Consider the following 20691-nt stretch of genomic DNA (forward strand, 5'->3'; position numbering starts at 1 on the left):
ATGAAAATGAAAAGTCTCTTTCTCAAAGAACAGTTCTTAAAAAGATCTCTTTACATTATTGCTTTAATAATGGGAAGCTATCTTGAAGGGCAAACCATAAGTATTGCCGGAACTAACTGGACTGTGAGTGTACCTACCATTACTGAGGCAGGAAGTAATTATATCGGAACTTATGAGAACCCTGCACAATTAACAATATCAGGTCATTTACCAGGATCTTTTCTTAATCTTCTTTCAGCCTCCGGAGCCAAAATAACCATGCAACTTAACCCGACTTCCTGGAACAGTTCCCTGAAACTGTCCGCAAAAAGAAGTGGAGGAACAGCAATAATCAATGGTCTTTGTGTCCTTTGTACCGCTTCTATCAATGGAGGTAGTGCAAATTTTGTAGAAATTCCACAGGCTGGCGCCGTCACATTATCAACAATAACCTTTAGTGGATTATTGGGTGTCAATAATAGTGTAGATTACTCAGCCATTAGTGTTCAACTCCAAATAGGAGGTGTTTCTGTGACAATTCCTGCAGCATCTTATAGCACACAAATCGTCTTTACGATCGCAGCAAACTAAGTCATCATTGGTAAGCTAGATTACAATCAAAATGTAACCCATAAGAACCGTTTCTGTAGAGAAGCGGTTTTTTTATTTCTTTTGACTTAAAATAAGGTGAATTCTGAGGGATTAAATCTCGTTTATATACGTGAATCAGCTTTCAACCACAATAAGCGATTTACGGCCTTAAAAGATAGAGATCCTAATTTCCGGGGTACAAGGTACAGCGATTAGATCCCAGAATTGCAAGTGTAAGGATGCACCTTTATTCCAATTATTTCATTCCTCAGGAATCCAGACTTATTTATTAGAGGTTTAAAGGATGCAAGATGGCAGGATAATGTCCATGATTCTTTAGCAGTTAGTATTGGCATTGTCATGCTGAGCGGAGTCGAAGCATTTTAATAAAGAAAACCTTATTTAGATTTCTTTGGAGTGACAGCCTGGGAAGAATAAATAGTATTGAAGGTAAAGACCCATCGTTGGATAAAGAATAAAAAACAGAGGGCTGGAAGCAGGAAGCCTAAAGCTGGAGGAAGAAGAATAACGGATAGATGAGATGGGCTACTTACTACGAACATCTATTATCTATTATCCACTGCTCACTATCTATTACTCACTACTTGTGTTTCTGTTTGGATTTGTGTTAGTTAGTTTAGGGAGTATGTTGAGTGTTGTTGGTGTTGATGTAGGTATATAACAAAAAAACCTTTATCGTAAAGATAAAGGTTTTTAAAAATAAAATAAAAACTGGCGGCGGCCTACTCTCCCGCGTTAGCAGTACCATCGGCGCTGGTGGGCTTAACTTCTGTGTTCGGAATGGGAACAGGTGAGCCCCACCGCTAAAACCACCCTAAAGAAGGTATATAAGATATCAGAGGATAGATTTCAGATTTCAGACTTCAAGGTCTGGTATCTGATGTCTTATATCTGACATCTGTTTTAAGCGATAAAAACTTTCACAAAGACAAAACCTTCACTGCGCATAAAGCACCTGGTTTATATTAGTAACCATAGACTATAAATCTACGGGTAATTAGTACTACTTGGCTATGACATTACTGTCTTTACACCTATAGCCTATCAACGTCGTCATCTACAACGACCCTTAAAAGATGTCTCATCTTGAGGCGAGTTTCGCACTTATATGCTTTCAGTGCTTATCTCTTCCAAACGTAGCTACTCAGCGGTGCACCTGGCGGTACAACTGATACACCAGAGGTTTGTTCAATTCGGTCCTCTCGTACTAGAATCAAGCCCTCTCAAACATCTAACGCCCGCAATAGATAGAGACCGAACTGTCTCACGACGTTCTGAACCCAGCTCGCGTGCCACTTTAATGGGCGAACAGCCCAACCCTTGGGACCTTCTCCAGCCCCAGGATGTGACGAGCCGACATCGAGGTGCCGAACCTCCCCGTCGATGTGAGCTCTTGGGGGAGACTAGCCTGTTATCCCCGGAGTACCTTTTATCCTATGAGCGATGGCCCTTCCATACGGAACCACCGGATCACTATGTCCTGCTTTCGCACCTGATCGACTTGTAGGTCTCACAGTCAAGCACCCTTATGCCATTACACTCTACGCACGGTTACCAAGCGTGCTGAGGGTACCTTTGAAAGCCTCCGTTACTCTTTTGGAGGCGACCACCCCAGTCAAACTACCCACCACGCAATGTCCTTCTAAAAGAAGTTAGGCTCCAAGTAAGTAAAGGGTGGTATTTCAACGTCGGCTCCACAAACACTAGCGTGCCTGCTTCAAAGCCTCCCACCTATCCTACACATTACTTACTCAAAGTCAATACGAAGTTATAGTAAAGGTTCACAGGGTCTTTTCGTCCCATTGCGGGTAATCGGCATCTTCACCGATACTACAATTTCACCGAGCTCGTGGCTGAGACAGTGCCCAGATCGTTACACCATTCGTGCAGGTCGGAACTTACCCGACAAGGAATTTCGCTACCTTAGGACCGTTATAGTTACGGCCGCCGTTTACTGGGGCTTCAGTTAATGCCTTCGCTTACGCTAAGCACCTTCCTTAACCTTCCAGCACCGGGCAGGTGTCAGACCCTATACAGCATCTTTCGATTTAGCAGAGTCCTGTGTTTTTGATAAACAGTCGCCTGGGCCTCTTCACTGCGGCCAACATTGCTGTTGGCGTCTCTTCTTCCGAAGTTACGAGACTATTTTGCCTAGTTCCTTAGCCACGACTCACTCGAGCACCTTAGGATTCTCTCCTCGACCACCTGTGTCGGTTTTGGTACGGGTTGCTTCACTTCGGCTTTTCTTGGATCAGATTACACTACAGCAGCTTCGCCCGAAGGCTAGGCCTTGACTATTCCGTCAGTCTCCAGCAGCTACATCCAACCGTCCCCTTTTATTGTGAGCAAGTATGGGAATATTAACCCATTGTCCATCCACTACCCCTTTCGGGTTCGCGTTAGGTCCCGACTAACCCTCAGCTGATTAGCATGGCTGAGGAAGCCTTGGTCTTTCGGTGAGCAGGTTTCTCGCCTGCTTTATCGTTACTTATGCCTACATTTTCTTTTCTATCCGCTCCACAATACCTCACAGTACTGCTTCGGCGCAAATAGAATGCTCTCCTACCAGATATATCTAAAATATAAATCCATAGCTTCGGTAATATGTTTATGCCCGATTATTATCCATGCCGGACCGCTCGACTAGTGAGCTGTTACGCACTCTTTAAATGAATGGCTGCTTCCAAGCCAACATCCTAGCTGTCAATGCAGTCCAACCGCGTTGCTTCAACTTAACATATATTTTGGGACCTTAGCTGTTGGTCTGGGTTCTTTCCCTCTCGGACATGGACCTTAGCACCCATGCCCTCACTGCCGTAGAACATTTATTAGCATTCGGAGTTTGTCAGGAATTGGTAGGCGATGAAACCCCCGCATCCAATCAGTAGCTCTACCTCTAATAAACTTATATACGACGCTGCACCTAAATGCATTTCGGAGAGTACGAGCTATCTCCCAGTTTGATTGGCCTTTCACCCCTACCCACAGGTCATCCGAAGACTTTTCAACGTCAACCGGTTCGGTCCTCCACTCTGTGTTACCAGAGCTTCAACCTGCCCATGGGTAGATCACAAGGTTTCGCGTCTAATCCTACTAACTATGCGCCCTATTCAGACTCGCTTTCGCTCCGGCTCCGGTACTTAATACCTTAACCTCGCTAGTAAAATTAACTCGTAGGCTCATTATGCAAAAGGCACGCCGTCACAGCATTACGCTGCTCCGACCGCTTGTAGGCGTACGGTTTCAGGTTCTATTTCACCCTTCTATTCGAAGTGCTTTTCACCTTTCCTTCACAGTACTTGTTCACTATCGGTCTTTCAGGAGTATTTAGCCTTGGAGGATGGTCCCCCCATATTCAGACAGGATTTCACGTGTCCCGCCCTACTCATTTATCATCTCTATATGCCTTTCGAGTACAGGATTATCACCTTCTATGATTGTTCTTTCCAGAACATTCCTCTAAACATAAAAAGACTTTTGGGCTAATCCGCTTTCGCTCGCCACTACTTACGGAATCTCTTCGATTTCTTTTCCTCCGGGTACTTAGATGTTTCAGTTCTCCGGGTTTGCTCCTCTTGCGAGGTGACATATCTTCAATATGCCGGGTTGCCCCATTCGGATATCTGCGGATCAATTCGTGTGTGCCAATCCCCGCAGCTTTTCGCAGCTTACCACGTCCTTCGTCGCCTCTGAAAGCCTAGGCATCCGCCATACGCCCTTAACGATTTCTTTCCTATTGGTTACTCAAGCGCTTTATGCGCTCGGTTTTCTCTTTGTGATGTCTTTACCGTTAATGTCAATGATCTTAATTTCTTTCTTTCAAACTGATGAACAAATGTTGTTTTTGGCTCCATTCGTAACTTTTAAATCAGTCTTCCAAAACTGTGGAGAATAAGGGAGTCGAACCCTTGACCTCCTGCGTGCAAGGCAGGCGCTCTAGCCAGCTGAGCTAATTCCCCCTCTAGTAGACTTTAGATATCAGATTCCAGATCTCAGACCTAAATGTCTGATGTCTAATAGCTGATCTCTTCCTGTCTTTCAATTAGTAGTCTCGGGCAGGCTCGAACTGCCGACCTCTACATTATCAGTGTAGCGCTCTAACCAGCTGAGCTACGAGACTGTCTTTTAGACGTAAAAGATGATAGACTGATAGATAACAGACTAATTTCTTCGTCTTTCTCTCTCTGCTTTTATCTTCTTTGCCTCTCTCAATCCCTTTACTAATTTCTAGTGGGTTTTGTATTTTTATATATCAACCAAACAAAAAACTAAAGCTATGCTTTAAGTAAGTATTTTGTATCTTACGATACTGATTTTGTTTAACGTCCTAAGACGCTCTAAAATGAGATGTTCCAGCCGCACCTTCCGGTACGGCTACCTTGTTACGACTTAGCCCTAGTTACCTGTTTTACCCTAGGCAGCTCCTGTTACGGTCACCGACTTCAGGTACCCCAGACTTCCATGGCTTGACGGGCGGTGTGTACAAGGCCCGGGAACGTATTCACCGCGCCATGGCTGATGCGCGATTACTAGCGATTCCAGCTTCATAGAGTCGAGTTGCAGACTCCAATCCGAACTGAGACCGGCTTTCGAGATTTGCATCACTTCGCAGTGTAGCTGCCCTCTGTACCGGCCATTGTATTACGTGTGTGGCCCAAGGCGTAAGGGCCGTGATGATTTGACGTCATCCCCACCTTCCTCTCTACTTGCGTAGGCAGTCTCACTAGAGTCCCCAACTTAATGATGGCAACTAGTGACAGGGGTTGCGCTCGTTGCAGGACTTAACCTAACACCTCACGGCACGAGCTGACGACAACCATGCAGCACCTTGAAAAATGTCCGAAGAAAAGTCTATTTCTAAACCTGTCATTTCCCATTTAAGCCTTGGTAAGGTTCCTCGCGTATCATCGAATTAAACCACATAATCCACCGCTTGTGCGGGCCCCCGTCAATTCCTTTGAGTTTCAAACTTGCGTTCGTACTCCCCAGGTGGCTAACTTATCACTTTCGCTTAGTCTCTGAAACTTACATTCCAAAAACGAGTTAGCATCGTTTACGGCGTGGACTACCAGGGTATCTAATCCTGTTCGCTCCCCACGCTTTCGTCCATCAGCGTCAGTTGTTGCTTAGTAACCTGCCTTCGCAATTGGTGTTCTAAGTAATATCTATGCATTTCACCGCTACACTACTTATTCCAGCTACTTCAACAACACTCAAGACCTGCAGTATCAATGGCAGTTTCACAGTTAAGCTGTGAGATTTCACCACTGACTTACAGATCCGCCTACGGACCCTTTAAACCCAATAAATCCGGATAACGCTTGCACCCTCCGTATTACCGCGGCTGCTGGCACGGAGTTAGCCGGTGCTTATTCGTATAGTACCTTCAGCTACCCTCACGAGGGTAGGTTTATCCCTATACAAAAGAAGTTTACAACCCATAGGGCCGTCGTCCTTCACGCGGGATGGCTGGATCAGGCTCTCACCCATTGTCCAATATTCCTCACTGCTGCCTCCCGTAGGAGTCTGGTCCGTGTCTCAGTACCAGTGTGGGGGATCACCCTCTCAGGCCCCCTAAAGATCGTAGACTTGGTGAGCCGTTACCTCACCAACTATCTAATCTTGCGCGTGCCCATCTCTATCCACCGGAGTTTTCAATACCGAATGATGCCATTCAGTATATTATGGGGTATTAATCTTCCTTTCGAAAGGCTATCCCCCAGATAAAGGCAGGTTGCACACGTGTTCCGCACCCGTACGCCGCTCTCAAGATCCCGAAAGATCTCTACCGCTCGGCTTGCATGTGTTAGGCCTCCCGCTAGCGTTCATCCTGAGCCAGGATCAAACTCTCCATTGTATGTTTGTCTGACTCACTCAAAGTTTTTAACGCTTTAGTTTTTCCTTACTTGGTTGTTATATTGTATGTCAATGATCTTTATATCTTTCGCTTTTCAACGAAGCAATCTCTCTGTCAGTGTCGCTCCGTATTTGCGAGTGCAAAAGTAAAACTTTATTTTTTAATGACCAAATGTTTTTGAAGAAAATTTTAAAGTTTTTTAAGTAACCTTAACTCTTCTCAAAACCTCAATCCCTCTACTCCTGCGCTCCCTCTAATTGGGACTGCAAAGATACAAACTCTTTTTAAACTGACAACTTTTTTTTCAAAAAGTTTTAAAGTTTTTTTCGTCCGTCTCTTTTTGGAAGTAATATCGTTTCTGCCCATCTAAAGGCGCTTCTGCGCTACTGAATGTCTTTCGTTTTTCAGTGGGGCAAAGATAGTAACTTCATACAACGCAAAACAAGTTTATTTAACATAAATTTTACTGTTTTGTAATATTTGCCGCTAAAGGACTGGGTAGCAGGGGGAAAAATTTTAAACATTTGTTTGGAGGAGTGGACGAGAGGGGATTATTCGGCCGATGAGATGTGGGATTTTGGGGGTGGAACATCAAATAAGGTATCTATAATAATAAGGTGCAGGTTTGAATTGAATTCAGATGGAGGGAGTATCTTTATTAAATAAGATTCATTAGACTAAGCTCAGGATTGTAGCCCGTTCCCTATTGATATATATAATAAGATAAGGGAAGATTTTCAATAAAGCCTGTAAAAAATGTGACTGGAAATACATTTGAGCTAAAGCTCAGTACAAAGATTATATAAAAGAACGGGCTGAAGCCCGTTCCTATTGTTGATTTATATAGGCCAAAACCTACAATTGTTTAGTATAGAATGTTTCTAAGGTTTGATTTCCTTATATATTACGCTCAAAAACTCAGCGTAGGACTTCTCCAGGCCAATAATATCACCGGATTTCAGATTCAAACCTCCTACTCCTGAATTATCTGGTTTTACTTTTAGAGAAGAAACCTGAAAATAGAGGTTGTCATCATTAGCTTTTGGCTGAACTTTCACCGTAGAGCCTAAAAGTTTTTTGGTTGAGATGGTATAAATTTCTCCCGGGACAATTTTTAATTTTAAAAAAGATCTTGGAGAGATTGTATAATCTTTACGGTTGATGTTGATCTTTTGATCTTTTTCAGAAGAGGCAAATATATACATCTCACCATGTTTAGCTGCTAGTTTTTCTTTGGGTGTATAATATAAAGCGATTTTATAATTGGCAGCATTGAATGCCTGAGGTGTACCATCAACATTTTCGAAAGGTTTTAATTCGAATGTATTGGCACCAATCTCTTTTGCTTTTTTATATACCAGAGAAAATACGAGTGCATCATCTTTTGAAAAACCCTGTACTTCTACTTCTCCTAAATAAATAGCATCTGCTACGGCTTCTTTTCTTAGTAAGAATTTATCTGAGTTGTCATTTGTTTTTTCAACTCTGGTCATATAAACATTTTGTGCGCTCCACAACTGGATACATAACACGGAAAAGAGGATTGCAATATTTTTCATATATATAGTATTAGTGTGAAAGGATATCGACACATTCTTCAAGACTGTTTTCCCAATGCTTAGGTTCTATTTTGTAAACTTCCTCTATTTTATCCAAAGACATTGTACTTCTTACAGGTCTTTGGGCAGGTGTTGGGTACTGTTCGGTTGTTAATGGATTTAATTTTATTGATGATTTTGAAAATTCAGCAATTTTTCTGGCAAATTCAAACCAGGTTGTCTCCGGATAGTTTGAGAAGTGGAAAATCCCATAGGTTTTCTGTGGCGTTTCAATAATCCTCATAATAGCTTCTGCCAAATCGTTTGCGTTAGTAGGCTGCCCAAACTGATCAGCAACGATTCCCAGCTCTTCTTTTTGAGAGAAAAGATTTAACATTGTTTTCACAAAATTCTTATTAAATTCAGAATACAGCCATGAAGTTCTTAGGATGATTGTTTTTGGATTAATTTCCAGAGCAAGCTCTTCTCCTTCTCTTTTTGATGCACCATATACTCCTATCGGGTTTGTAAAATCATCTTCAGAGTATGGAAGATTTGTGGTACCATCAAAAACATAATCTGTAGAAACATGAATCAGAACAGATTTATAATCTGCGCATGCCTGAGCAAGATGAGCTACTCCACCAGCATTTACGGCAAAGGCTTTTTCTTTTTCTTTTTCCGCCAGATCAACTGCGGTATATGCAGAGGCATTGATGCAATAATCAGGTTTGTTATCATAAAAGAAATCATTCACCTGCTCTTCATTGGTAACATCTAAAATGGATGAGTCTGTAAATAAGAATTCATATAGATGTTCAAAATCCGGAGCAATCTTTTTTATGCAGTTTCCTAATTGTCCGTTACTCCCTATTACTGCTATTTTTTTCATTTGTTTATTATTAATTTTTAAATTGGGACCTTCAACAAGAAGTAGGTTTAAGAGTTCTTGGCATTCTGAGATCTTAAGAACTTCACTCTTGACTGGAAGTCTTTTTGGATAAGATCTACATAAAATTTATCAAAAATTTCTTTGATATCTTCGGGATGAACTTCAGATTTTCTTGTTTTGACATTAAAATAAATAACGGTTACCCAAAGTACAGCATGAATTGTTTTTTCATCAAGGCTTTTCATCAGAATTTCGACTTTTGCTGTTCTATCCTGTACATCGATGGTCTTGCTGCTGATCACTACCTGCGTATTATATCTTACTTCTTTCAGATAGGCTATTTCATTTTGAATAGCAATCCAGGTACAGCCGGTTTGCTTGGTATATTCTTCATAGGTAAATCCATAAAATGTTTCTACATGATCTTCCCGGGCATTGAACATATACTCAAGATATTTTACATTATTCAAATGTCCGATTGGATCACAGTCACTAAACCTAACTTTGACCGTAGTTGATACTTCTTTTTCCATTCGGCAAAAATAAAAAAACCACCTCTAAAAGAGGTGGTTAGTTTTATAAATCTTTGTTAATTTGCTGAAATTATTGAATTCCTAGTTCTTTCTTCACAGCTGGAGTTGCGTCTGGTCCTGCTTTATAAAGGAATGCTGTTGAGTTTGCATCCATAATATAATCATATCCACTAGCTTTAGCTACTTTTTCTACGGCATCGTTTAATTTTTTCTCAATAGGAGCGAAAGCTACATCTTGTTTAGACTGAAGATCTTTTTGAGCTTTTTCCTGCATTTGCTGGATTTCTTCAGCTAATTTTTTCATTTCTGCTTCTCTAGCATTGTTTTCCTCAGCTGTTTTCTTAGGAGCTTCAGTTTGGTATTGCTGATATTTAGTTTGAGCTGCGTCAGCTTTTTTCTTAATCTCAGCTTGTTTAGTATCCAAGAATGTTTTAAGATCAGCATCTGCTTTCTTTTTCTCCGGCATTGCGTTAAGAACTCCCATTACATCTAAAGTAGCAATTTTTTGAGCTTTTGCCATACCTACAGATACAACCATCATTACTGCTGCAAATAATACACTTAATTTTTTCATAACTGGTAAATAAATAATTTAATTTGTTTTTAGATTTTAAAATATAGCAAAAGTTAATTCTCTGATTATTTTTTGCCTTTGCTATTTGTCTTTTCCTTCTTGTCTGTCCCTTTTAATAGAATAGACAATACTTTTTCGGTGTAATCATATTTTGACTGAAGGAAAATAACACTAATGTTATTGCTTTTATCAAGAACTATGCCCAAGCCATTTTTTTCGGACATTGTTTTGATAGCTCCCCAAATCTGATCCTGAAATGGCTGAACAAGATTTGTTCTCAGTTTTGTAATTTCACCGTTAGCTCCAAAACGTAAGCTTGTTGTTGTTTTAATATTTTTATCAAGATCGGTAACTTCTTTTTCTCTAAGTTTAAGCTGGTCACCTATCAATAAAACTTTTTCACTTTCAAAAGCAGCCTTTTTTCTTTCATATTCAGACTGAAGGCTTTGAAGTTCAGATTCCCAGGTATCAATCTGAGAATTCAACCTAGCTTCAGCTTCTTTATACTGAGGTAATTTATTCAAAATTTCATTAGTATCCACTACTCCTATTTTTTGGGCATTGTTCAACCCGAAAAGCAAGAGGAATGCGAACGTGAAAATTATTTTAAAGTGCTTCATATTTATAATTATAATGTTTGGTTCATCAAGAAGTGGTTTCTCCATCCAGACTTATCACCAGAAATAGTCTTATCAAGACCTAGCGCAAAGTCGAATCCGATCAATCCAAATGCTCCCATATAAACTCTTACACCAATTCCGACAGATCTTTTCAACTGGAATGGGCTGTAAGAACTCCATGAATTCCATACGTTACCACCTTCAGCGAATGTCAATGCGTAGATTTTTGCAGTCTGGCTCATTGAGATCGGATATCTTAATTCTAAAGTAAATCTGTTATAGATTGTACCTCCTCCTTTCTGTGTAATATCTTCTGCCTGGCCTCCTTCTGTAGTGGCATTTTCATAACCTCTTAAAGGAATCAATTCTCTACCATCATATCGACCTCCGAAAAGACCTGTACCTCCCATGTAGAATCTTTCGAATGGCGGAGCACCCAATTGGCTGTTATATCCATCCATGAATCCCATTTCTGCAGAAGATCTCAAGACCAGTTTTCCAATGATTTCATTGTAAACATCTGCTTTAAACTTGATTTTATAGAATTCCATCCACTTATATTTGTCAATGGCAGACATTGTGGAGTAATCTTTCTTCTTAAACAATGAGTATGGAGGAGTCAGTTTTGCTGAAAGCTCGATATTGGATCCAGTTGTTGGGAAAATCGGGTCAATACCTGCAGAGTTTCTGCTCAATCCTAAGTTGACACTGAAGTTATTGGCAGTACCATTATTTTCAGTGGAATCTCCAAACTGGAATGGATAGTTTTTGAAGTCATACTTCTGGAACTGTAAACCAGTATAAAGAGAGAAATAGTCATCCGGCCAGTTCAATAGCCTGTTCAGACCTACTGAAGCAGAGAAAATGTTCAATTTCTGAGCGTCTCCATATTGATCTGTATATCTTACTCTTGAGTTATTCAAACTTACAGAAAGAGCTGTTGGTCTTGTACCAAATAGCCAAGGTTCAGTGAATGATACTCCATAGTTCTGGAAGTACTGTCCTGCCTGCACCTGAACCGAGAACGTTTGTCCGTCTCCCTGAGGTACCGGTTTGAAATCTTTAAACTTAAGGAAATTCTTTAATGAGAAGTTATTAAATGTTAATCCTAAAGTACCGATGAAGCTGTTACCACCGTAACCTGCCTGTAGCTGAACCTGAGAAGATCCTTTTTCTACTAGTTTCCAGTTGATATCTACAGTATTATCCACCTGATTTGGCTGGATATCCTGTCCGATTTGCTGAGGGTCAAAGAATGACATCCCTGCTAAATCGAAATAGGTTCTCTTAATTTCTGTTTTCTTGAATAGCTCTCCTGGTTTTGTTCTTAGTGCTCTAAGAATTACGTGGTCATGGGTTGTTGTATTCCCTTGCCATGTTACCTTATTCCAGGTAGCCTGCTCACCTTCATTAATTCTAACTTCAAGGTTTACAGCATCTCCTGTTACTGATTTTTCAACAGGTGTTACGTTTGAGAAAAGATAACCATTGTTCATGTAAACAGATTTAATATCTGAATCATCCTCTTTACCTCCGTCTTCACCAACTTTTTTGTTGAAACCTACAGCATCGTAGATATCACCTTTCTTATATCCTAATAATCTTTGTAAATATTCTGTCGCGTATACAGTATTACCCGTGAATGTAACATCCCCGATATAATATTTTTTACCCTCGCTAAGTTTTACATTGATTTCGTAGTTATTTCTTTTGTTTCTCCATACTGAATCTGAAACAATTTTAGCGTCTCTGTATCCGAGGGAGTTGTAATAACTGATAAGACTTTGCTTGTCTTCCTGATATTTATCTTCAATGAATTTTGAGGACTTTAATATTCCACCGATACCGAAACGCTTTTGCTTAGTTTCTTTGAAAGCTTTATTTCTAAGTTTTCTATCGGTTACATTATCGTTTCCTTCAAATTCAATATGATCAATTTTGATTCTTTTACCCTTATCTACATTGATTGTCCAGTCTACCAAAGAAGGATCACCTGCATTGACTTTATCCTCAATAGTGATTTTAGCATCTGCAAAACCTTTTTTGATATAATCTTTAGGAACATGGGTTTTAAGGCTTGAAACTAAGTTCTGAGTAATCTTAGTTCCTGGTTTAAGGTTATTATCCTTTGCCAGTTTTTCACTTTTAGATTTACCGATTCCTTTTCCTGCAAATTTAACTTCTCCAAGTTCTTTCAGATCCTGTAGATGAAATTTCAGAACAATCGTTTGTCCTTCAATACTTTGAACATAAACTTCCACTTCAGAAAAAGATTGGGTATCCCAAAGCTTTTTTACAGCGTTGCTGATTTTCTGTCCCGGAATGTCTACACTTTCTCCTTTTGTAAGGCCCGTAAATCTTAAGATCTGAGCTGGTGTATATTTTTTTACCCCATCTACAACGATGTCTTTAAGTGTATAAGTTCCTGCCTCATTTTCTGCATGTACAGCATTATTTACTTTTGTGCTGTCTTGTGGAGTTACTTGTCCATAAAAATGTGCAGAAGCAGCAAACATAATGATGGGTAATAGTCTAAACTTCATTTTATCGAGTCTTTCTTTTCTTAAAATTTTATTGGCCATTTACCTGTTCACCGGTTAAACCATATCTTCTTTCCTTGTTTTGATAATCAACAATACATTGGAAGAAAATATCTTTGGTGAAATCCGGCCACAGAACATTTAAAAACTGTAATTCTGCATAAGCAATCTGCCAAAGCAGGAAGTTGCTTATCCTTATTTCGCCGCTGGTTCTGATCAGTAAATCTACAGGAGGAAAATCTTTTGTATAAAGATAGTTTTCGAATAAACTTTCGTTTATATTTTCTATCTCTACTTTTCCCTCTTTTACATCAGAACTTATATTTTTTACGGCTTCCAGTATTTCATTTTGCGAGCCATAGCTAATAGCCAATACAAGGTTTCCTTTTGTGTTTTCTTTTGTAAGCTCTACCACACGTTCCAACTGCTCTTTTACTATTGTAGGCAGTTTCTCAAGATTCCCTATAACATGCATTCTCAATCCTTTGCTGAAGATCTCTTCTGCTTCCAGCAGTAAGGTCTCTACCAACAGATTCATAAGGGTATTCACTTCTTCACTTGGACGATTCCAATTTTCTGAAGAGAATGTATACAGTGTTAAATAAGGGATATTAATCTCATTACATGCATTAATGGCATTTCTTACTGCATTAATAGCATTTTTGTGACCGAAAGTTCTTTCTTCGCCACGAGATTTTGCCCATCTCCCATTACCATCCATAATGATGGCTACGTGTTTTGGTAAATTCTCAGAATTTATTTTTTCTTTAATCAACGACATATTATTCACAATAACATGGAGGTCTTCCGAACGAATATGTAAGTCCTAAACTGAAAGTATTTATCCAGTCGTTGGATCTTCCATCTCCAATATTTCTCTTTTTAATAAACTCTGCTTCTCTTTCTTTAGAAACCGCATAATAATTTCCTGACTGTAATAATGAACCACCTGTAGCGGGATCCAAAATATCAGCATTAAAAGAAGTTTTTACATCTTTGGAAAGGATCTTACTATGATCCAACTGATCCGTCAATGTATATCTGAATGTAGCTTCTGCAAATATAGCCCAGGAATGGTTGAATTTATACTTCAAACCCACCCCAAAAGGAATATGCATTGTTACTTTTTTCCCTAGTGAATAATCTGTGGTGGTTGTAAAATCCAATTCATTGATCGGAGCTTGTGCTACACCATCAGCATCTCTCCTGAAATCATTTACAAGAGTAGCTTTAGGAGCATCAAACATCAAAGCACCGATACCTCCGAAGATGTAAGGGCTCAGCATGCTGATCTGCTCATTATTTACAGGGAAAAAGTTATATTCAAACATTAAACTCGCCTCATACACATTGTTTTTTCCGTATGAGTTTCTATTTCTTCTATAATCTTCTTTCGCCGCTTTATCACTAAACTGAATCTGATTGTATCCCAAATCCAATCTAACGGTCTGATGCGGATTAAAATTAAATCTATATAATAAACCACCATAAAATGGGATGCCCCAATCTGACGCTCTGCTTAAATCCAACGGCTTCTGTAAAATATAATTTGTCCTTCCTACATCTCCCACTAGGTTACTCATACCTAGACGAACTCCCAATTCGTTTCTTTGTGCTTTAACACTTACCACTCCAAGGAAGGCAAGGAAGCTAAACAATAATTTTTTATTCATAAAAGAATATGGATTTATGGTTATTTTAAAATTTAATTTTTGCAAATATAAAACATTTTTATATTAATGATAATCTTAATGTTTAGTTAAAAATAAACAAAAAAACATAATTTGTTATAAAGTAAACGGCAAAGTGGCAAAAATATTCTTTTTTTCATAGAATGAAAATACTTTAAATATGAAACCCCCCCCATTAAATGAGGGTTTAATGCTTTATTTTTTGTTGAATAATACCTGTACTTTATTTCTGATCCTTATCAGTAATGGCTCTTTATAATTTTTATCTTCATCAAAATAACCGTAACCATAGCCATATCCATAACCGTAACCATAGCCATATCCATAGCCTTGCTTGGTATTATAGTCATTATAGACAAGTCCTAAATTATTAACTTCGTCATTATGATACTTTTCAGTAATCATTTTAAGCATATATTTTTCTGTGTATTCATGGCGTACAACATAAATATTAGCATCCGAATACTTCATCAGCTCATAGGAGTCCGCCACAAGCCCTACAGGTGGTGAATCTATAATAATGAAATCGTATTTTTCTTTAAGTTCTTCTATAAATCTGATATTTTTCTGGCTCATTAATAGCTCAGATGGATTGGGAGGGATAGGACCTGAAGTAGCAACATCAAGATTAGGGATCTTGGTTTTGTTAATAATCTGGTCAATATCTACTTCACCTGTAAGATAATTTGAGATCCCATATTTATTATCAATCTTAAAGTCTCCAAAGATTTTCGGTTTTCTAAGGTCCATTCCTAATAAGATTGTTTTTTTATCACTTAATCCTATTACGGATGCCAGATTGATAGAGATATAAGTTTTTCCTTCTCCCCCAATGGATGAAGTAATCAAAATAACTTTTCCTTTTTCACTTTCATTGTCCATCAGGAATCTCATATTGGCTCTTATTCCCCTGAAGGCTTCTGATACAGATGATTTTGGCTGCTCCAGAACGGTAAGCATATTTTCATTGCTGTTATTTCCTATTACTCCGAGAAGTGGAATTTTTGTAGCACTTAAAAGCTCTTTAATATTTCTGATTTTACTGTCTAATACTTCACCTATAAAGATAAAGAGTAATGGAAGCAGCAACAATCCAGAGATAATGGCAGTTTTCGCTAACTTGACATTAGGCCCGATAGGTCTTTGTCCCAGATTTTTTGCAGGGTCAATCACTGTAATATCGGATTGATTGGTCGCCATTCTCATCTTAGTATCACTCTGTCTTCCCAGAAGACTATTGTAAGTAGCCTCGATCATATTATAACCTCTTTCTGCATCCAGATATCTTCTTTCTTTTTCAGGATAAGATGCTAAATCTGAATTGGCTCCTGAAATATCACGGTCAATTTTGTTGATCTCATCATAATATCTGCTATAATATCCTCTTAAGCTATTCGATGATCCCATTCTTGCTTCATCAATAAGCCTGTTGATTTCTCTCATCGGCTCTGATGAAGGCTTATAAATAGAAGCCATTTCTGCTTTTTTGGTATACAGAGCTTTCAGTTCAGAAACGGTTGCTGAGAATACGCCATCTTCAAAACCAGCAGCATTGGTTCCGATCATTTTATCAAAATTTTGAGACTGCAGCGTGTTCTTTATATTGTTAAGTGAATTGATTTTGCTTATGATATCAGCTTTTTTAGCTTCCAACTCTTTTATTTTCTCAAGAGATTTTTCATCTCTGTCTTTAATATTATAAAGCTTTTCTGAGGTTTTTAAATAATTCAGCACATTAGCACTTGAATCAAGCTTTTTACGGATATTATCCAGATTTTCTTTTAAAAAGATGTCTGTGTTTTTATTAACTATATTTTTATCAGCCAATCTCTTTTTTTGTAATTCTGCAACAGATTTATTAAGGAAATTAACTGTACTATTAAGATTATATCCTGTTTTGGTAATAATCATAATGGATCTGATCTCTTTATCAAAGTCAACACCTGTAGTAGAAACAATCTCATTTACACTCTCATTTACTGAGTTCAGTTTTACAATGATATTATCCAACTTGATTTTAGTGGGAACAGGATTTCTAACCAGTCTGAATCTCAGGTTTGGGGAATTGTACCACTCATTGATTTTAATGATTTTATCAGCGGGTCTGCTATATGCGTTGATACTCTGGAAGCCTTCAATCTCATAATTATACAAGTTGGTAGATTCTCCTTCTTCGGGTAAAACTACTTGATAGGCTCCATCTCCTTTGGGTATCAGGGTAATAGGATAATTAATCTGCTGAAGATGTTTTTTATCGATCTGAAGAAAGACAGGTGAGTCATCTTTATCCAGATAGGTAGATTTTATCAGTCCTTTAGTAGAATAATTGACAAAAAGGTCAAGTTCTTTTACCAAAAATTCGTTATGCGATCTGGATAAAAGCATTTTCTTCAGATAAAGTCCATCCTGATTTCCGGTATCTCCCCAAATGAAGTTGATAGATTGATTAGCCTGTGTTGGTAAAAACTCAGACCCTTTACTGGAAGTACTTAATGATAAATCTGATGCATAAATATTTTGTGCATAGTAGTGAGTGTATCCCCATGCAAGCGTATAGCCAATAAAAAACATGAATACAAACCAATACCAGTTCTTAAGAACCCTTCTTAAAAAGTGTTCTAAATCAAATAATGCAAATGATCCATACTTTTCTTTCTGAGAATTATTCTTCTCTGCAGCGTTTACTCTTTCTGGAATCATGACTAAAGATTTTTAAGAAGTAAATAAATAGACAATGCTGTAGTAATCACCGAAACTCCTGTTGTCAAAGTCTGAATAGGGTCCTTTCCGAATCCATTCAAGCTTTTTGCTCTTGTGTTCAGATAAATTTCATCACCATTCTGCACATAATAGAAAGGAGAGTTCATAAGATCTTCGCGGGTAAGATCTATTTTGGCAATTTTGATTCCTTCCGGAAGTTTTCTGTGGATAACGATCTCTTTTTTGTCGATCGTTCTGTTCAGTCCACCATTGATAGCTAAAGCTTCAGTAATGGTAAGGGTATTTTTATGGGCTACTTTCTCTCCTGAAAGTCCTGTTGTTTCTACATCACCAAGAATATAATAGGTGATACCGTCTGTATTCAGTCTTACTTCAGACTTTCCTTCCTGGAAATTTTCATTTACTTTTTCCTGAATTTCTTTTCTGATATCCTCTAATGTTCTCCCCTCGGCTTTTACATAGCCAATTCCAAAAACATTGATATCACCATTAGAGTCTACCTTCAGGCCATTAAAATAAAAATTCATATTTCCTCCCCTGCTCGCACTGGAACTATTTCCAATTCCACCTCCTACAGAACTGCCTCCAGACATGGCAGGGCTTATTGCGGTTCCGGATCCTGCTCCAATTCCTCCTGAGGAATTGTAAGAAGAATAAAACTGTGCAGCATCTCCTTTGGGAGTTGTTACAATGTTAAGATTGAGGATATCATTTTTGGTAATCCTGTATACAGGAATATTGTAGGGAACGAGACCTTCTTCATTAATTACGAGACTCTCACTTGGCTGTAAGTATCTTACATCCTTTGTTGTAATACATGAGGTAACTAAAAGAGGGAATATTAAAAATAAATATTTAAAGTTTTTCATCATATATATAATATTGTTTACAAAAGTAATATTTAATTGTTAATTTTTGTTATTTCTTAATCGATATAGCAAATCTGGCAGATAAGCACCCAAAAAACCTATTGAAAGGATCACCAATAATAAAAGATTGACATTAATATGTCTTAAATAATAAGCTACTCCAACAATCATCAAATAGTAAAGGATAATATAAAAAGTTGATCTCCTATGGGTAAGGTTCAATTTTAACAGCTTATGATGAATATGGTTTTTATCGGCATCAAATGGGGATTTTTTATTGTAAAGTCTGATCATAATTACATTTAAAGTATCTACGATCGGAAGAATCAAAATGGCCACCGCAACTACAGGAGCAGACTGAAGGTGATATCTTGGAACATCGATGAGTTTCTTATCTATAAAAATATCTATAAAACAAATGGATGTAAAAGCCAATAAAAAGCCAAGGAGCATAGAACCGGTATCTCCCATAAATATTTTTCGGGTACGGTAGTTTGACAAATTATAATACAAAAATGCCAATACAGTCCCAATGATAACAACAGATAGTATTACGAGCGGATAGTTATATTCTCCCAAACGGTAATAGCTTATTCCAAATAAAGCACTACAGATAACGGAATAACCTCCTGCAAGCCCATCTATCCCGTCAATCAGGTTGAACGCATTAATCAGAATAATAAATGTTACGATACTGAATATCACACTTACGAAATACTCCAGTTCGTATACGCCGAAGATTCCGAATAAACTTCTTATTCTGATATCCGAACCAATAACAATGAGGGAAGACACAACAATTTGTGCAACAAGTTTTTTGTAAGCCCTCATTACAACAATATCGTCCATTACCCCCACATAGAGCAGGATAATTAATGAAGCAAATAAAAATTTGTAGAGATCAAACAATTCATAGGCAAAAATAGAGGCACAGATTCCAATTGAATAAAAGATGGCAATTCCACCAAGATTGGGAATTTCTCTAAGGTGCGAGCTTCTTATTCCAGGCTCATCCATCAGATTCTTTCTTCTTGAAATCTTGACAATGGTAGGAATAGAGAAAAATGTAATTAAAAAGGAGAATACGAAACCTAATCCTATTTTTATATAGAAAATAGGTATCCCCGATCCGCTTAAGAACAATTCAAAGTTTTTCATTCTTTTCTAATTCAGCACTTGTATCTCCAAAATAAAAAATCATAATAGGAACTTTATTATCATTTTCTATTGACCGAAACAATAGTACTTACATTTGTGTTTACTAAATCAACTTTCTTATCAATCTTTTTTGTCCTGCAAAAAACAACAGATAAAAAATCTTTTTCTTCAAAGGCAAAGATAAAAGATAATTCTTACCAAAACGACTATACTTCAATATATCTTGAATTTTTATTTGTCTTTCCTTCATAAAAAGAGCTAATTGATCCGACATACTATAAAATATTTCTTCTTTTTTAACAAAGGCCAGATAGGCTAAAAATGAGTATACGCCTTCAAAAATCTGAAAATTTTTCAACTCTTCTTTTTTGTGGGAATATGGGGATTTACTGAATATTTTTTCCACATCAGACACGGCTTTTAACATATCAATCCCTTTTTCCGTATGGGTTTTTGTAATAGAATCAGTACGTTCAAGGTACTGGTAATGAAAATTCTGAGTCTGCGCTATGGTTTCACATTCCAGCAAAAGCTGTGGAATAAGCTGAATATCTTCAAAATGAATTCCTTTTTTAAATCTTTTCTGATTAAAAAGCTCCTTTTTAAACAGCTTATTGCATGCAAAATAGCTGATATCTGAAAAAACAGAAAAATAATCTCCAAGTAGTATTTTCTCAGGCATATTGGGAAGCTGGGTCAGTTTTTGGATAATTTTTCCATTTTCGTCTACTTTCTGAATATTACAGATCACCATCTTCGCCTGGTGTTTTTCTGCTAAAAGAAGCATTTCTTCAAACATAGTTTCGGTGACATAATCATCACTGTCTACAAAACCAATGTAATCACCGGTAGCCTTATCAATTCCAAAATTACGGGCATCACTTAGCCCTCCGTTTTCTTTGGTAAAAGCTTTTATTTTATCCGGATATTTTTGTGCAAATTCTTTAATTATTTGTTCAGAATTATCTTTACTTCCGTCATTCACTACAAGAATCTCAATATCAGGAAGACTCTGCTTCACCAGGGAGTCAAGGCATTTTGTCAAATAATTTTCTACATTATAAACGGGAACAATAATGGATACTCTTGAGGGAACATTTGTCATAC

At 37.9% G+C, this 20691-nt stretch carries 13 protein-coding genes, 2 tRNA genes and 3 rRNA genes; 1 reads left to right on the forward strand and 17 read right to left on the reverse strand.

Annotation, left to right across the window (positions count from 1 at the left end; genetic code table 11):
- Window positions 1–6 precede the first annotated feature (6 nt).
- Window positions 7–570, forward strand: coding sequence for a hypothetical protein (locus PZ898_RS13070; protein ID WP_277693515.1), 564 nt, complete (start codon window positions 7–9; stop codon window positions 568–570).
- Window positions 571–1300: 730 nt separating this feature from the next.
- Here PZ898_RS13070 and rrf read toward each other — a convergent pair.
- The 17 genes from rrf to PZ898_RS13155 form a co-directional block, all read right to left on the reverse strand.
- A 5S ribosomal RNA gene (rrf, locus tag PZ898_RS13075) occupies window positions 1301–1408 on the reverse strand.
- 160 nt (window positions 1409–1568) lie between these two features.
- Window positions 1569–4323, reverse strand: a 23S ribosomal RNA gene (locus PZ898_RS13080).
- A 153-nt stretch (window positions 4324–4476) separates the two neighbouring features.
- Window positions 4477–4550, reverse strand: a tRNA-Ala gene (locus tag PZ898_RS13085).
- An 87-nt stretch (window positions 4551–4637) separates the two neighbouring features.
- Window positions 4638–4711: transfer RNA gene (locus tag PZ898_RS13090), tRNA-Ile, on the reverse strand.
- Between the two features lie 220 nt (window positions 4712–4931).
- Window positions 4932–6448: ribosomal RNA gene (locus tag PZ898_RS13095) — 16S ribosomal RNA — on the reverse strand.
- Together the 16S, 23S and 5S rRNA genes with 2 tRNA genes alongside form the textbook arrangement of a ribosomal RNA operon.
- 881 nt (window positions 6449–7329) lie before the next feature.
- Window positions 7330–8007 (reverse strand): hypothetical protein, encoded by a 678-nt coding sequence (locus PZ898_RS13100; RefSeq protein ID WP_120233191.1) that lies wholly within the window; start codon window positions 8005–8007, stop codon window positions 7330–7332.
- Between the two features lie 10 nt (window positions 8008–8017).
- Window positions 8018–8878: a dTDP-4-dehydrorhamnose reductase gene (rfbD, locus tag PZ898_RS13105; protein ID WP_062675927.1), complete on the reverse strand. Its 861-nt coding sequence runs from the start codon at window positions 8876–8878 to the stop codon at window positions 8018–8020.
- 47 nt (window positions 8879–8925) lie between these two features.
- Window positions 8926–9411 (reverse strand): acyl-CoA thioesterase, encoded by a 486-nt coding sequence (locus PZ898_RS13110; protein ID WP_062675928.1) that lies wholly within the window; start codon window positions 9409–9411, stop codon window positions 8926–8928.
- A gap of 70 nt (window positions 9412–9481) precedes the next feature.
- Window positions 9482–9985 (reverse strand): OmpH family outer membrane protein, encoded by a 504-nt coding sequence (locus PZ898_RS13115; RefSeq protein WP_062675929.1) that lies wholly within the window; start codon window positions 9983–9985, stop codon window positions 9482–9484.
- Between the two features lie 65 nt (window positions 9986–10050).
- Entirely contained in the window at window positions 10051–10605 is a 555-nt protein-coding gene (locus PZ898_RS13120) for an OmpH family outer membrane protein (protein ID WP_120233324.1), read from the reverse strand.
- Between the two features lie 8 nt (window positions 10606–10613).
- Complete coding sequence (gene bamA / locus PZ898_RS13125) at window positions 10614–13148, reverse strand: outer membrane protein assembly factor BamA (protein ID WP_123277696.1); 2535 nt, start codon at window positions 13146–13148, stop codon at window positions 10614–10616.
- 28 nt (window positions 13149–13176) lie between these two features.
- A complete protein-coding gene (locus tag PZ898_RS13130; RefSeq protein ID WP_062675930.1) occupies window positions 13177–13926 on the reverse strand; it encodes an isoprenyl transferase in 750 nt (249 codons plus the stop codon).
- A 1-nt stretch (window position 13927) separates the two neighbouring features.
- Window positions 13928–14818: a DUF6089 family protein gene (locus PZ898_RS13135; RefSeq protein ID WP_062675931.1), complete on the reverse strand. Its 891-nt coding sequence runs from the start codon at window positions 14816–14818 to the stop codon at window positions 13928–13930.
- Window positions 14819–15031: 213 nt separating this feature from the next.
- A complete protein-coding gene (locus PZ898_RS13140) occupies window positions 15032–17536 on the reverse strand; it encodes a polysaccharide biosynthesis tyrosine autokinase (RefSeq protein WP_277693516.1) in 2505 nt (834 codons plus the stop codon).
- A 2-nt stretch (window positions 17537–17538) separates the two neighbouring features.
- Window positions 17539–18429 (reverse strand): polysaccharide biosynthesis/export family protein, encoded by an 891-nt coding sequence (locus PZ898_RS13145; RefSeq protein WP_123277690.1) that lies wholly within the window; start codon window positions 18427–18429, stop codon window positions 17539–17541.
- Window positions 18430–18465: 36 nt separating this feature from the next.
- Entirely contained in the window at window positions 18466–19584 is a 1119-nt protein-coding gene (locus PZ898_RS13150) for an MraY family glycosyltransferase (protein WP_062675934.1), read from the reverse strand.
- A 103-nt stretch (window positions 19585–19687) separates the two neighbouring features.
- Window positions 19688–20689 carry a glycosyltransferase family 2 protein gene (locus PZ898_RS13155; RefSeq protein ID WP_062675935.1) on the reverse strand — a complete coding sequence of 334 codons (1002 nt, stop codon included), beginning with the start codon at window positions 20687–20689 and terminating at the stop codon, window positions 19688–19690.
- Window positions 20690–20691: the final 2 nt, after the last annotated feature.

The sequence above is a fragment of the Chryseobacterium sp. WX genome, assembly GCF_029542485.1.
GTDB classification, from domain to species: Bacteria; Bacteroidota; Bacteroidia; order Flavobacteriales; family Weeksellaceae; genus Chryseobacterium; species Chryseobacterium cucumeris.